Below are 14,750 nucleotides of genomic sequence, written 5' to 3' on the forward strand. Positions count from 1 at the left end.
TTATTTTGTAATTTTAATGTTGCTTTTTGATACCTCCTGATTGACGGCATAGCAATCGCATGAAGTGTCCAATAAATGGACAGCGGTGTCTAATTTTTTGACACTATTATCGGCTTTGTCTGTTTTTATATTGTTGATTTATTGATGTTTAATAGGAGTGGCACGTTTTTTGTTTTATTTGAAGGTGAAATATAAAATATAGTATGAAGACTTTGTTACATAACTTTGCCGGTGCGTTGCGGCGCTTCAGGTTGCCGACAGCCTTGAATCTGATAGGGATGTCCGTCGCTTTTGCCGTGTTTCTTATTTTGATGATGCAGGTGACGTATGAATGGGGATTCGACCGTTTCCATCAACATGCCGATCGCTTGTACAGGCTGGAGATCACACATGGGGAGTCCGGGGCGCAAGCCTGTCTGAGCCGTCCGCTGATCGAGGCGTTCACCGCTTCGTCGCCGCATATAGAGAAAGGGGCGTTCCTGAACGGGTTTGTCGATAAAGAGAATGTGACGGTCGAACATAACGGTGAGCGCAGGCCCTTCTTGGAAAACCTTTACCCCGTTTCCGCCGATTACGCCGACGTTTTCGAGTTTACCATGATAGAAGGCGAACGCCGTGCCTTGGACATCGCGGGCCAGGTATTGATACCGCAAAGCATGGCCCGGAAATTCTTCGGTTCATCGTCCGCATCGGGCAAGGAGATCATCGGTGAAGGCTGGACTGCCACCGTCGGCGGCGTCTATAAGGATTTTCCGGATAATTCGATCGTCAGGAATGCCATCTACCGGAAAATTCCCGACAGTTACGGCAAAGGAGGCTGGATGCAGAATAATTTCGAATGCTATATCCGCCTGGATAATCCGGCTTCCAGCAATGGATTGATCGACAATTTCAAGCGTAACTTCCATCATGAGCAGTTGACTTGGGAGACGATGGACTTGCGGTTGACCGCTCTTCCCGATGTCTATTTCGAGACGGATTGCAGCTTCGACACCCAGAAACAGAAAGGCAGCTATGCGTTGATGCGTTTGTTGTCGGGCATAGCCTTGTTGATCGTCGTGATCGCCGCTATCAATTTTGCCAACTTCAGCAATGCGCAGGTCCCGATGCGGGTTAGGAGCATCAACACGCAGAAGGTGTTGGGAGGCTCTGTCGGGGCGATCCGCTTCTCGTTGGTTTTGGAGGCTGTCGCAATTTGCCTGTCGGCTTATCTGTTGGCTTTGTTTTATGTGTATAATCTTTCTCTGACTTCGTTTGCAGATATTGTGGTCGGCGGGCTATCCTTGGAAGGCAGGCTTCCGTTGGTCATCGGGGCAGGGGTGTTTGTCATCCTGATCGGGGTGGGGGCGAGTTACTGGCCTGCACGATATATCACTTCGTTTCCGCCGGCCTTGGTGCTGAAAGGCAATTACGGTTTGTCCCCGAAAGGGAAGATGCTGCGTAATTGTCTGGTGTGTTTGCAATTTATTGTTTCCTTTATCCTGATCATCGGGGCTTTGTTTGTAAACCTGCAAAACAGGCAAATGCTTCGTATGCCGCTCGGATTTGATAAGGAGCAGGTGGTCGTGGCCGATAACCTGACAAACAAATTGCAGGGGCAACCGGAACTGATCCGGCAAAAATTGGGACGAATACCGGATATCGAGTCTGTCTCTATGGTTTCGCACCTGATCGGGGCGACAGATAATTACGCCCGTTTGGGACGTTCGCATAAAGGCGAAATGATTAATTATCTGACGATTCAAGCCGATCCTTCGATCTTGGAGGTGCTGGGTGTCAAACCGACTGCCGGACGGAATTTCCAACCTGAAGATGCGTTGGGGGATGGAGTTTATATTTTTAACGAGATGGCGCGTAAGCAGTATGAGATGGAACCGGGGGATGTCTTGTCTTTTGACATGAGCGGTGATTGGGGTGAATTTCATACACGGGAACAGGTGGCCGGTTTTATGCCGGACTTGAAGTACAATTCCTTCAAAAGCATCACGGAGCCGTTTGCCTTCTATGTCGGCAAGAATCAAATGGTCGGTTCGCTTTCTCAGTTGATGGTCCGTACTCGTGCCGGCGCCGACTACGCGAACCTGAAAACCGTTCTTGTAGCGTCCCTTCACGAGATAGACCCGAATTACCTGCCAAGCCTAAGCCTTTTCGACGAGATGCAAGACTATCTCTACGAAAAGGAACTCCGTGCCGGCCGGCAGATCACCTTTTTCAGCCTGGTGACGGTTTTGATCTCCTTGATCGGCGTGTTCGGAGTCGTGATGCTCGAAAGCGAATATAGACGGAAAGAAGTAGGTGTCCGGAAGGTTTTCGGTGCAACGGTCGGCGAATTGTTGCGTCTTTTTAATAAAGCGTATTTGCAAATCACGACGGCTTGTTTCGTTGTGGCTGTTCCGATCGCCTATTATGCAATAGTCCGTTGGCAGGAAAGTTTTATATATAAGGTGAGTCTTTCGTGGTGGATTTTTTTGCTGGCGTTTGTGTCGGTAACGGCCATAACGCTGTTGACTGTTTCGGTTCAGAGTTGGCGTGTAGCGAATGCGAATCCGGTCGACAGTCTTAAAAGTGAATAAAATAAATAATAGGTATGAAAACGATTTTGCGAAATTTCTTTAGTGTGCTCCGTCGGTTCAAGACGGCTTCTGTTTTGAATGTGTTGGGGTTAAGCATTGCTTTTGTGGCCTTTATGCTCATTATGATGCAGGTGAACTATGATTATACGTTCGATCGCAGCCAGCGGGATGCGGACGCTATCTTCCGGGTGGATATCGTGCACGGAAGCAAAGGGTCGCAAGCCATTATCTGTCGTCCGTTCGCACGGACGTTTACCGAATCGTCTCCCCATATAAAAGGGGGATGCCTTTTGAGTTCCTGGACCGATAGCCGCTTTTTCCATATAGAGGATGGCGGACGGCGGACGAGTTATAAGGAAGATGCGTGGAACGTGACTCCCGAAGTCTTGAAAGTGTTCGGCTTCGATATGCTCGAAGGAAACGAACGGTCTTTGGATGAACCCAACAGCGTGATCCTTCCGGAAAGCATGGCGAGAAAGATTTTCGGAGAGGAATCGGCGATCGGCAAGCAGCTGATCTCAACCAATCCTATGGAAGATGCGAGAATCGTAAAAGGGGTATATAGGGATTTTCCCCGTAATTCTGCTTTGAAGAACGTAATGTACACATCGATGAGTCCGAAGGAAAACTATGATAACTGGGGAAACTGGAATTATTTTTTCTTTGTCCGTCTCGACGATCCGGCCAATAAGGAGAATGTCTTGGACAATTTTAAAAATAATTTCAATGCGAAAGAAGTCTTTGGCGAAGATTTCGAATGGGGAGATGAAGAGAGTTTCGACCTTCGCCTGACCTCTTTGCCGGATGTCCATTTCCTGAATAACGTGGATTTCGATTCGATGCCGAAAGCGAGCCGCCAGACGTTGCTTGTGCTTTTCTCCATCGCTTTTGTCATCCTTATTATCGCCGGTATCAATTTTACCAATTTCAGCACGGCGTTGACCCCTATGCGTATCAAGAGTATCAATACGCAGAAGGTGTTGGGCAGTTCCGAGCGTACGTTGCGTGGAGGCTTGTTGGCTGAGGCGGTTGGCGTCAGCCTATTTGCGTATCTGCTTTCGCTTCTTTTCTTGTACATAGCACCGAAAACTTCGGTGGCCTCGCTGGTGGATGCCGATATGTCGTTCGGGGCGCAGCCGATGATCATAGCCGGCACGGCCGTGATCGCGGCGATCGTGGGCGTACTGGCCGGCCTTTATCCTTCCTTCTATGTCACCTCTTTCCCGCCTGCCTTGGTGTTGAAAGGGAGTTTCGGCCTCTCGCTTGCCGGACGCCGGATGAGGAGCGTGCTGGTGGGAATCCAGTTTGTGGCTTCTTTTATCCTGATTATCGGTTCCTTGTTTATGTATCTGCAAAACCGGTATATGCAAAATGCGCCGTTGGGCTACGACAAGGAGGAGATGATTATCGTGCATTTGAACGATAAGATCAATAAGAACCGGGATGCTTTCACGAACCAGTTGAAATCGTTCTCCGGCGTGGAGGACGTGACTTACTCCCAGTTCCTGCTTTCGAGCCAGGACCAGTATATGGGATGGGGACGTAACTATAACGGAAATGATATCAACTTCCAGTGCCTTCCTGTTTCTTCTTCTTTCTTGAAAGTGATGGGGATAGAGGTCAAGGAAGGCCGTGATTTCCGTCCGGAAGACGATCTGAAGGAGACCGGCTGCTATATATTCAACGAGAAGGCGAAGGCTCAGTACGACTTGAAGTTGAATGACAAGATCGACGGTTCCGAGATTATCGGTTTTATCCCGGATATCAAGTTCGCCTCTTTCCGCCAGGAGGTCGCTCCGATGGCTTTCTATCTTTGGGGTAAATACCAGTGGGGGCAGGAAGGCAACTATTATAATGCCGCATACGTGAAGTTTAAGGCGGGCAGCGATCTTCGTGCCGGGATGGAGCATGTACGCGAGTCGCTGAAAAAGTTCGATTCGGAGTATCCTTTTGTGGTCCGTTTCTATGACGAAATTTTGCAGCGTACCTACGAAAAGGAATTGAAGATCGGTTCTTTGATTACTTTGTTCAGCCTTGTCGCTATCTTTATCTCGATTGTGGGCGTGTTCGGCCTTGTCGTCTTCGAGAGCGAATACAAGCGGAAGGAGATCGCCGTGCGCAAGGTGTTGGGATCGACGACGGGAGAGATCTTGTATATGTTCAACGTGAGCTACTTCTGGATTTTGCTGATATGTTTTGTCCTCGGCGCTCCGGTCGCCTGGTACGGCGTACACCGTTGGTTGGAGAACTTCGCCTACCGTACGCCGATGTATTGGTGGGTGTTGCCGCTGGCTTTCCTCATCGTAGGTGTGATCACGGCTATAACGGTGACATACCAGAACTGGCATGTCGCTAACGAGAATCCGGTAAAGAACATAAAATCAGAGTAATTAAAGAATTAAGAGGCAAGAATTAAAACATAAAATCATAAATCAAAAAAGTCATGATAAAGATCGAAGGTTTAAGTAAGTTTTTCCGTACGGAAGAGGTGGAGACGATTGCATTGAATAATGTTTCCCTGGAAGTGAAAGATGGCGAATTTGTGGCTATCATGGGGCCTTCCGGATGTGGCAAGTCTACATTGCTGAATATCTTGGGGTTGTTGGATAACCCGACGTCGGGCGATTATTACCTGGCAGACAAGGAAGTCGGGCATCTCAAGGAGAAAGAACGCACGCAGGTTCGCAAAGGCAACATCGGTTTCGTGTTCCAGAGTTTCAACCTGATCGACGAACTGAACGTGTTCGAGAACGTGGAACTCCCGCTTACCTACCTGAAAGTAAAGGCCGGCGAGCGTAAGCAGATGGTGAACGATATCCTGAAACGTATGAACATCAGCCACCGTGCCAGCCACTTCCCGCAACAGCTTTCCGGAGGGCAGCAGCAGCGTGTGGCTATCGCCCGCGCCGTCGTTTCGAATCCGAAGATCATCCTCGCCGATGAACCGACCGGTAACCTGGACTCCAAGAACGGTGCTGAAGTGATGCAACTGCTCACCGAACTGAATCGGGAAGGCACCACGATCGTCATGGTGACCCACTCCAAGCACGATGCCAGTTTCGCCCACCGGATCATCAACCTGTTCGACGGTAGCATCGTCTCGTCGGTGAACGAGTTTATCTGAATAGCGGTTCCTGTAAAATAGGGTTGCCATTGAGGACCATCTAATAAAACTAATGGAGATGAAAACGATTCTAAGAAATTTCCTAAGCGCGTTGAGAAGGTTTAGGCTGGCTACGACCTTAAACGTAGTCGGATTGTCGGTCTCTTTTGCGGCTTTTATCATAATCATGATGCAGGTTCGCTACGAGCGTACGTTCGACAGTTGCCATCCGAACATTTCGCGTATTTACCGCGTCGAGGTGGATGTGAAGGACTATAAAGGACTGATCATCCATAGCCGCCCGTTTATTGATGCGGTGATCGCTTCGTCGCCTCTGATCGAGCGTGCGACTTTGTATTGTCCTTATACCGGCGACTACTATTTTACGATTATGCAGGGGCAGGACAAAGTGGGTTTTAAAGAGTCTTTCATTACCTGTTATCCTGAAATCACGGACATGTTCCGTTTCGAGATGCTGGAAGGGAGAGCCGATTGCCTCAAAGATGGCGAGAATGTGCTGATCCCGGAAAGCATGGCACGCAAGTTTTTCGGCCATGATCCAGCGGTCGGGAAGCGGCTGAATATGGAGGAAAGCATGTGGGGTAAGAAGGCTGATGGTTTCCTGGTCGTAGGAGGCGTGTATAAAGATTTTCCCGGCAATACGCAACTGAATAACATCATTTATACGGCTCTGAACGATGACAAGACGAAGGATAGCTGGATCAGCCGGAATTACTATTGCTATGTCATGCTGGCTCCGGACGCTTCTCCTGCGACAGTGGCCGAAAATTTCAGCCGCACGTTCGATTTCAGCAAGAGCCATGAGGGGGACGAAGATGTGCAAATATCGCTCCGTCCGTTCGGAGATATCTATTACCTCAACGAGTCTCAGGATGGCAACCTGGTCAAGAGCGGCAATCCGGAGACAACCCGGCTGCTGGTGGTGATCGCCTTTCTGATCATTGTCGTGGCAGCTATCAATTTTACCAACTTCAGCACTGCGTTGACACCTTTGCGGATCAAGAGCATCAATACGCAGAAAGTGTTGGGAAGCCCGGATGCGGTTTTACGCCTGTCGCTCCTGGTGGAGGCGATGGGGATCGCTTTTCTTTCATTCCTGTTGTCCCTGTTCCTGATTTATCTGCTGAACCGTCCCGAAATACTCGCTTTTGTGAAGGCGGATCTGACGTTGGCCAATAATGTGGAGTTGCTGGTGTCGGTCGGCGCGTTGTCATTGGCAGTGGGATTGATGGCAGGTTTATATCCGGCATATTATATCACTTCGTTCCCGCCTGCATTGGTTTTGAAAGGATCGTTCGGGCTGTCGCCTGCCGGACGCAAACTGCGTACGGTGTTGATGGGGTTCCAGTTTGTGGTGTCGATCGTCTTGATTATCGGAGCTTTCTTTATCTACCTGCAAAACCGGTATATGCAGCATTTCCCGCTTGGGTTTGACAAAGACCGTATTGCCGTCGTGGAGTTGAACAGGAAGATGGAGGGTGAGAGCAAGAGTCTGTATGTCAATAAGCTGAAAGAATATCCGGGGATAGAGGACGTCGCCTTTTCCCAGCAGAAGTTAGGTGCTCAGGATCGTTATATGACGTGGGGAGGCAGCTATAAGGATCAAGGCGTACAGCTCGACGCTCTGCCTGTGTCGTGGAATTTTATAGATGTGATGGGGATGCAACGCACGGGCGGACGGCAATTGACGGAAAGCGATGAAAAGGGGGAGAAAATGACGTTTATCGTTTTCGACTCCATGCGTAAACGGTACGATATGAAAGATGGAGATTCCTTTATCATTCCCTGGCTGGGTGAGGACTATCCCATCGAGATCGCCGGTTCGGTGAAGGATACGCATTTCTCTTCGCTTCGGGGTAACCTGGAAGGCGGCGTGCTGATCATCAATTATTGGGGGTCGCTGCCGGTCTCTTATATACGCATCAAAGCCGGGGCCGACCTGGCGGAAACGGTCAGCCATATCCGTAAAACAGTGGCGGAGATCGATCCGGCTTATCCGGTGGATGTGCAGTTTTACGATACCATACTCGACAGCCTTTACCGGCAGGAAGAGAACCTGAGCATGATGGTATTCCTGTTCAGCCTGCTGGCGATCATCATTTCGCTGGTAGGTGTGTTCGGCCTGGTTGTGTTCGAGTCGCAATATCGGAAGAAAGAGATCGGTATCCGTAAGGTGCACGGTTCGACTGTCGGCGGCATATTGGAGATGTTGAGCAAACGGTATGTCGCCATAGTCTTGATCTGTTTCGTTCTGGCAGCTCCGCTTGCCTGGTACGGCGTGACAAAGTGGTTGGAAGGTTTTGCCTATAAGACGCCCCTCTATCTGTGGGTGTTTGTAGCCGCTCTGTTTGTCGTGATGGTCATAACACTGGCAACCGTCATTTTCCAAAGCTGGAAAGCAGCTACAGCTAATCCGGTCGAAAGCATTAAGAACGATAACTGAATATATCCTTGTATGTGAAATTGTTCCTATAGATGCCTGTCGCTTCCCGAAAAGGTAGGCATCGGTTGCCGGATAGATGCCTACCCGTGTCTGAATTTGGTTCAAGCCTGCCAAGAAGTGAACCATTTATGCAATGGAATATTTTGGAGAGGTTGCCATCGTTTTTTAGGTGAAAATGAAATAACTTTCAGAATAAAATCATACCTTTGGAGCAATCTAAATTTAATAGACCATGATCAATAGAAGAAACTTTTTGAAAAATGCGTCCCTGTTTACGTTGGGTGGCCTGATGGCCGGCAAGGCAGGGAATGTCGTTGCAGCACAGCCTGCAACATCTGCCGTTCTCGAAGCGACGGCTGCTAAGAATATCGGTTTGCAAATCTATTCTTTAGGCGGAGAGCTATACAAAGATGTTCCGGGAGGAATGAAGAAACTGAAACAGATGGGGTATCAGACGTTGGAACTTGCCGGTTATAACAATGGGAAGATTCATGACGTAGACATGATGGAGTTCAAGAAGATGGCGGATGATGCCGGACTTCAGATCCTGAGTTCGCATGTGAATCCCCCCGTTCGCGAATATACGAAGGACAATCTGGACAAAATTAAGGAATACTGGAAAAAGACGGCTGACGACCATGCCAAGATAGGGGTGAAATACCTGGTTCAGCCCGGTCAGCCCATTACCCGTAATGTGGAAGAAACAAAATATGTCTGTGAAGTCTTCAACGAAGCCGGAAAGATCGTGAAAGCGGCCGGTATCCCGTTCGGTTACCATAACCACGACATGGAATTTGCAAAGGTGGTTCCCGGCGGCAAGGAAATGAAGTTCGGACGTAACAACAAGGGAGAAAAGGTCTATGACATTTTCCTGGCGAATACCGACCCGTCATTGGTTTTCTTTGAGATGGACGTTTATTGGGCCGTTATGGGTCAACAGGATCCGGTCGAGTATATCCAGAAATATGCAGACCGTATCAAAGTGCTTCATATCAAAGACCGTTATGTCTTGGGTGATTCCGGCATGATGAACTTCGAGCAGATATTCAAGCACTTCTATGCAAACGGCCATAAAGACTATTTCGTTGAAATGGAAGGAACCGATAGCGGCAAGCAGTTTGAAGGCGTGAAAAAAAGTGCCGGTTATCTGCTGAAATCTTCGTTTGTAAAGTAAGTAGGGCATGATTTAAGATTTATGATTTATGTGTCGATAAAATAAATCATAAATCTTAAATCCCATAAATCCTTATAGCGCCTCTCTGATCTTCTCAACCATATCCCGGTATTCCGCATCCGTCAAGTAAACTTTTTGCGGGTTCATGGCAAATGTTCCGCCAAAGTCAGGCCCTCCTTCATATTTCGGAGCCAAGTGGAAATGGAGGTGCGACAGTTTGTCCGAATAAGCACCGTAGTTAATCTTTTGCGGATTGAACACTTTCTGCATCGCGCGGGTCACCCGTACGACATCGGCCATAAATGCATTCCGTTCTTCGTCGCTGAGCATGTTCAAGTCATGTACATGGTCTTTGTAGGCAACCAGGCAACGACCGTGATACGTTTGTTCTTTAAATAGGAACAGTCTGGACACCGAGAGGGGGGCAACTTCGATCATCAGATCGTGCAAAGTCTGATTGTTCTGGCAATACAGACAATCTTTTGGATCACTTAAATTCATATTTTATTAGATTTCATTAATGATGTGGCTAAATTAGTAATTATTTTTCATATCTTCGCCTCCCTAATCAATCGCTGTGTATATAGCAAATGGAAATATTCATTATTATTGGTCTTATCTTATTGAACGGCCTTCTTTCTATGTCGGAAATTGCTTTGGTGTCGGCACGTAAGGCACGCCTCGAAGTAGAAGCAAAACGTGGTAACAAATCTGCCAAAACAGCTTTGAAACTGGCAAACGAACCGGACCGGTTTCTCTCCACTATTCAGATCGGGATTACGCTTATCGGTATTTTGACCGGTTTATATTCGGGCGAGGCTTTTGCTGCTGATTTGGCTGAACATGTGCGCCATATCCCTTTTCTGGAACCTTACGCATTGGGTGTTTCCAAAACCACGATTGTTGTGATCGTCACTTATCTGACACTGATTATGGGCGAGTTGGTCCCCAAACGTATCGGCATGGGCTATGCGGAGCGGGTGTCGATGCTGGTTGCCAAGCCTATGAATTTCCTCTCGTTGATCGCCTCGCCTTTCGTGTGGTTGTTATCCAAGAGCACGGCATTGACCGTCAAACTGATCGGAACCGATGCGACTGAAGAAAGCCGGGTGACGGAGGAAGAAATCAAGGCGATTGTCAAAGAAGGCTTTGATGTCGGTGAAGTGCAGGAAGTCGAACAGGACATCGTGGAACGCGTGTTCAATCTGGGCGACCGTAATGTCGGCTCTATCATGACACACCGTAGCGAACTTGTATGGTTGGACCTGACGGACAGCATCGAGCAGATACGCGAGAAAGTACAGGAAAATCTCTTCAATATCTATCCGGTTGCCGCCGGAAAGTTTGACGATATCAAAGGCGTCGTTTATCTGAAAGACCTGTTCGGCCGTATCGACGAGCCGGATTTCTCTTTGTCCCAGGTGATTCGCCCGGCGGAGTTTATGCCGGAAAACCAGAGTGTGTATAATGCGTTGGAACAGTTCAAGCAGGCTCGTGTGAAATATGGCATCGTCACGGACGAGTTCGGAGGTATCCAGGGGATCGTTACCCTGAAAGATATCATGGAAGGCCTGATCGGGCAGGTTCCCGATGTAGGGGAAGAGGCCGAGATCGTCGAGCGGCCCGACGGAACCTGGCTGGTGGACGGGCAGTACAGTTTCTATGACTTCCTTGAATATTTTGACATGGAAGATTTGTATGCCGAGCACGACTATAATACGCTCAGCGGCCTGATCCTGGAGATTCTGGAACGGGTACCGAAGACCGGCGAGAAATTGAGCTGGCTGAACTTCGAATTCGAGATCGTCGATATGGACGGCGCCCGTATAGATAAGGTTTTGGTATCCAGGATACCGCAAAAAGAATAAACCGGCATCAGATCTCTGCTAACTTGTGCAGCACTTCCATCTTGCCGAAGAGGATGAGCTGATCCCCCTCTTCGATTCTCAGGTCTCCGGTGATTTTGTTGATGACGGAGTACTGGGTTTGCTTCAACCCGATCAGGTTGCGTTCTGTCCTGGGGCGTTCGATACCGACAAGGCGTACTCCGAAATTCTCTTCCAGGTCTATGGTCTGTAAGGTCTGTCCGACAAAGGTGGCCGGCGCCTTTATCTTGTAGAGATGGTGTGTGTCCGTCACCCTGTACCATTGTTTGAAGAGTTCTCCGAGTAAGGATTGCGATGCATACATACCGGCAAAATCATCCTCCGGAGTGATAATCTCCGCAACACCGATCGAGCGGATCACCGCTTCGTGGATGGGAGAGATCCCTCGTACGATCAGTTTGTTCACATCCAGGTTTTTTAGCAGGGCTACAGTCTGTATGGAGGTCCCGAAGTCTTTGCCGAAGGTGACGAAGATGGCATCCATCTCGTTCAGAGGCAGCGTGTTCAAGGCGTCCTTGTCCGTCGTGTCGAGGCCGATTGCTCCGGAGATGGTATGTTTGACCGCTTCGATCTTATGCGGGTTGATATCTACGCCGATCACTTCATTTCCGATACGTGTCAGGCTTTCGGCGATGGCACGTCCCAGGTTTCCTAATCCGATTACTAAATATTTCATATTGTATTCTTTATGTTACATTAATATATTTTCCTGTGGATAGGTGTAATTCTTCTTTTTATGTTCCTTGTAGAAACTGATAAAGAAGGTCAGTATGCCGATACGCCCGACCAGCATGGTGAAGATGATGACCAGTTTCCCCGAAACGCTCAGCAACGGGCTGAAATTCAAACTTAACCCTACCGTACTGAGCGCCGACACGACCTCGAAGGTCAAGGTAAAGACCGAAACGCCTTTTTCGGTAATGGACAGTACCCAGACGGCCAACCCCAGCCAGCAGAAATAGAAAACGATTGTGGCGAAAGCCCTGCGTATGGTTTCCGGTGATATTTCACGTTTGCGGATTTCCACATTCTCTTTTCCGCGGGCGGCATTGTGCGCGGTCAGCAGGGCGACACAGACGGTCGTTACCTTCAAACCGCCGCCGGTAGACATGGGAGCGGCGCCTATTATCATCAGGATCAGTGTGAGCATGAGCGTCCCGGTGGCCAGCGTCCCCATATCCGCGACGCAGAACCCGGCCGTACGCGGGGTGACGGCTCCCAGGAACGCATTGGCGAGCTGTCCCCTGAACGGCAATCCGGCAAGCGTATTGTCCATTTCCAGCAGATAGTAGAATAAGGTGCCGCCGGCAAGCAATGCCAACGTACTGATCATCACGATATACGTGTTGATATTGATAATTCGGGGGGTATGGATGTAATGCTTCTGTTGCCCGATCACGATCCTGAACGTGTTGACAAGCAAATGTTGTAACAGTTTCAGGTAGTTGAAGACGATCGGGAAGCCTAATCCGCCGAATACGATGAGCAGGGCGATCCAGACATGCAGGTTGTACTTTTGGGCGACCAGCGGGTCGTACAGGTTGCCGCTCAGGGTCGAGATCCCCGCGTTACAGAAAGCCGAAACGGCATGAAACACAGCGTAGAACATTTCTTCCCGCGTACCTCCCGGCAAAGCCCCCTTTATGTCCAGGTAAATCAGGTAGGCCCCTACGCCTTCGATAAACAATGTCACGAACAGGATGTTGAGGATCACCCGGAACAGTCCGTTCACCCGGTCTTCGTTCAGCATGTCTTTCAATACGAGCTTGCTGGTGAAAGACGAATGTCCCATGAAAGAAAGGGCGAAAAAGCTGGTGAAAGTCATGACTCCTATACCGCCGATCTGGATAAGGAACATAATGATGATATGTCCCGTATGGGTGAATGTCGTTGCCACATCGACCGTTGTCAGTCCGGTTACGCAGACAGAGGTGGTCGAGATGAACAGGGCGTCTACGAAATGGATCCCGTGTACCGTAGCGTTTGGCAACATAAGCAGTCCCGAACCGACAAGGATGACAAACACGAAACTCAGCAGGAACAGGAGGGACGGCTTGATATGGCTTTGCAACAGCGTGAATGTCTGCCGAGACAAATGGATGGCGCTCAGCAACAGCAGGAGGAAATAGACGAACAGCGGTTCCGTCAGGAAACCGAGGTAAGGTAACGACTGATGGATGGCTTCTTTGAAGAACACTTTGCCCGATAGTACGGCAAAGAGGAAAAAATAAATGCCGATGTCCAGGTATAACATCTTCTCTTGTATGATCTCTTTGAATTTCAAAATATACCGGAGCGATATCCCCGTAAAGAAAGCCAGCAGGAGATAGACCCGGCTGGCTTCCAGCATAAGGGTGACATGGGCCGAATATTTGAATCCGAACTGATAGACCAGGATGAATAGAGAGGCGAGCGAGGCGACGAGTATGATCCCTTCGGCCACCATATTCAGCAAACCCTTCATATTCGCCCAATACATTCGGAATGAGAACTGTAGATGTTTGATATCCATAATACGTCTTTTTTTAAATAACAAATGTATTAAATAAATGTTACATAATCCAAGCCTTATCGTAAAGCTATGTGTTAGCCGTCGTAAAGCTATGCTTTAGCTACCGTAACCCATAGCTTTTTCGGGCGCCATCCGTTCTGTTGCCGGATAGGATGCGGCGCCGTCTATTTAAGTGACTGGTAATGTTTGTTAAATAACGGGCTTTTTGTTCGCTTGAGTAGATATTGTTCGAATTACATTATGTCGTATGTCGTTTTAACCTTATATTTGCGGAGAATCTTTATTGTGATATTATGGAAACACAGGAAAATAAGCGTGAAATGTTTTATCCGCACGTTTCGGTCGATTGCGTATTGCTTGGGACAAATGAAGACAAACTATGTGTATTGCTCGTCGAAAGGCAAATTGCCGGCAGTGACGAAAAGCACTATAAATTGCCGGGAAGCCTGATTTATGAGAGTGAGGACCTGGATACGGCCGCTTATCGTGTCTTGAACGAAGCGACAGGCCTGAAACGTGTTGCCCTGAAACAGTTCCGCACTTTTGGATCTCCGGCCCGGACCAAGAATAAAGAAGATGTGCAATGGCTGGAAAATGCCTCCAAGATGAAAATTACACGGATCGTGACGGTCGCTTACCTGGCATTGTGCAAGGTCGGCAGAAAGATGACGATGGAAGAGAAGTCCGACACCCTGATCTGGGCGCCTGTCGATGGCCTGCCGCATCTTCCTTTTGACCATAAGGAGATTGTTGAAGCGGCCGTGGAGGAAATAGGAAGATGGGTGGATTTTGAACCGGATATCGTTTTCGATTATCTTCCGTCGAAATTCACGGCCTCTCAATTGCGCCGTATCTTCGAGATCATTTATAATAAGACGATAGATGTACGCAATTTCCATAAAAAGATGGCGGCGATGGAATACGTCGTGCAGACGGATGAAGTGGAAACGGGCGTGAACCACCGGGCAGCCCGCTATTACCGGTTCGACAGGGTGAAGTATAACAAGTTGTATTCGAAGTTCAATAAGATATAAAGAT

At 48.6% G+C, this 14,750-nt stretch carries 10 protein-coding genes; 7 read left to right on the forward strand and 3 right to left on the reverse strand.

Annotated features, from left to right (window positions below; translation table 11 throughout):
* Positions 1-203: 203 nt before the first annotated feature.
* From ACW6QF_RS00780 to ACW6QF_RS00800, 5 genes are all read left to right on the forward strand, one after another.
* Positions 204-2,573, forward strand: a complete 2,370-nt coding sequence (locus tag ACW6QF_RS00780; protein ID WP_456086452.1) for an ABC transporter permease — start codon at positions 204-206, stop codon at positions 2,571-2,573.
* A 14-nt stretch (positions 2,574-2,587) separates the two neighbouring features.
* Positions 2,588-4,963: an ABC transporter permease gene (locus ACW6QF_RS00785; RefSeq protein WP_456086453.1), complete on the forward strand. Its 2,376-nt coding sequence runs from the start codon at positions 2,588-2,590 to the stop codon at positions 4,961-4,963.
* Between the two features lie 53 nt (positions 4,964-5,016).
* Positions 5,017-5,697 (forward strand): ABC transporter ATP-binding protein, encoded by a 681-nt coding sequence (locus tag ACW6QF_RS00790; RefSeq protein WP_298554785.1) that lies wholly within the window; start codon positions 5,017-5,019, stop codon positions 5,695-5,697.
* 58 nt (positions 5,698-5,755) lie between these two features.
* Entirely contained in the window at positions 5,756-8,140 is a 2,385-nt protein-coding gene (locus ACW6QF_RS00795) for an ABC transporter permease (RefSeq protein WP_456086454.1), read from the forward strand.
* Between the two features lie 232 nt (positions 8,141-8,372).
* On the forward strand, positions 8,373-9,314 hold the full coding sequence (locus ACW6QF_RS00800; protein ID WP_456086455.1) for a sugar phosphate isomerase/epimerase family protein: 942 nt from the start codon (positions 8,373-8,375) through the stop codon (positions 9,312-9,314).
* A gap of 72 nt (positions 9,315-9,386) precedes the next feature.
* Here the strand turns inward: ACW6QF_RS00800 and ACW6QF_RS00805 are convergent, their stop codons facing one another.
* Entirely contained in the window at positions 9,387-9,815 is a 429-nt protein-coding gene (locus ACW6QF_RS00805; protein ID WP_456086456.1) for an HIT family protein, read from the reverse strand.
* A gap of 89 nt (positions 9,816-9,904) precedes the next feature.
* On the opposite strand from ACW6QF_RS00805, the gene ACW6QF_RS00810 reads away from it, so the two are divergent.
* Entirely contained in the window at positions 9,905-11,182 is a 1,278-nt protein-coding gene (locus ACW6QF_RS00810) for a hemolysin family protein (protein WP_298554776.1), read from the forward strand.
* 7 nt (positions 11,183-11,189) lie between these two features.
* Here the strand turns inward: ACW6QF_RS00810 and ACW6QF_RS00815 are convergent, their stop codons facing one another.
* Positions 11,190-11,876: a potassium channel family protein gene (locus ACW6QF_RS00815; protein WP_298554774.1), complete on the reverse strand. Its 687-nt coding sequence runs from the start codon at positions 11,874-11,876 to the stop codon at positions 11,190-11,192.
* 15 nt (positions 11,877-11,891) lie between these two features.
* Positions 11,892-13,712 carry a TrkH family potassium uptake protein gene (locus tag ACW6QF_RS00820; RefSeq protein ID WP_456086457.1) on the reverse strand — a complete coding sequence of 607 codons (1,821 nt, stop codon included), beginning with the start codon at positions 13,710-13,712 and terminating at the stop codon, positions 11,892-11,894.
* Positions 13,713-14,005: 293 nt separating this feature from the next.
* On the opposite strand from ACW6QF_RS00820, the gene ACW6QF_RS00825 reads away from it, so the two are divergent.
* The gene (locus ACW6QF_RS00825; RefSeq protein ID WP_456086458.1) at positions 14,006-14,746 is read left to right on the forward strand and encodes an NUDIX hydrolase; all 741 of its coding nucleotides are present in this window, start codon (positions 14,006-14,008) and stop codon (positions 14,744-14,746) included.
* Positions 14,747-14,750: the final 4 nt, after the last annotated feature.

The sequence above is a fragment of the Parabacteroides sp. genome (assembly GCF_977054455.1).

Excerpts from the sequence above, each read along its gene's own strand:
- ACW6QF_RS00780 (WP_456086452.1), top strand. The coding sequence starts at position 204 with ATGAAGACTTTGTTACATAACTTTGCCGGTGCGTTGCGGCGCTTCAGG.
- ACW6QF_RS00785 (WP_456086453.1), top strand. The coding sequence starts at position 2,588 with ATGAAAACGATTTTGCGAAATTTCTTTAGTGTGCTCCGTCGGTTCAAG.
- ACW6QF_RS00790 (WP_298554785.1), top strand. The coding sequence starts at position 5,017 with ATGATAAAGATCGAAGGTTTAAGTAAGTTTTTCCGTACGGAAGAGGTG.
- ACW6QF_RS00795 (WP_456086454.1), top strand. The coding sequence starts at position 5,756 with ATGAAAACGATTCTAAGAAATTTCCTAAGCGCGTTGAGAAGGTTTAGG.
- ACW6QF_RS00800 (WP_456086455.1), top strand. The coding sequence starts at position 8,373 with ATGATCAATAGAAGAAACTTTTTGAAAAATGCGTCCCTGTTTACGTTG.
- ACW6QF_RS00805 (WP_456086456.1), bottom strand. The coding sequence starts at position 9,815 with ATGAATTTAAGTGATCCAAAAGATTGTCTGTATTGCCAGAACAATCAG.
- ACW6QF_RS00810 (WP_298554776.1), top strand. The coding sequence starts at position 9,905 with ATGGAAATATTCATTATTATTGGTCTTATCTTATTGAACGGCCTTCTT.
- ACW6QF_RS00815 (WP_298554774.1), bottom strand. The coding sequence starts at position 11,876 with ATGAAATATTTAGTAATCGGATTAGGAAACCTGGGACGTGCCATCGCC.
- ACW6QF_RS00820 (WP_456086457.1), bottom strand. The coding sequence starts at position 13,712 with ATGGATATCAAACATCTACAGTTCTCATTCCGAATGTATTGGGCGAAT.
- ACW6QF_RS00825 (WP_456086458.1), top strand. The coding sequence starts at position 14,006 with ATGGAAACACAGGAAAATAAGCGTGAAATGTTTTATCCGCACGTTTCG.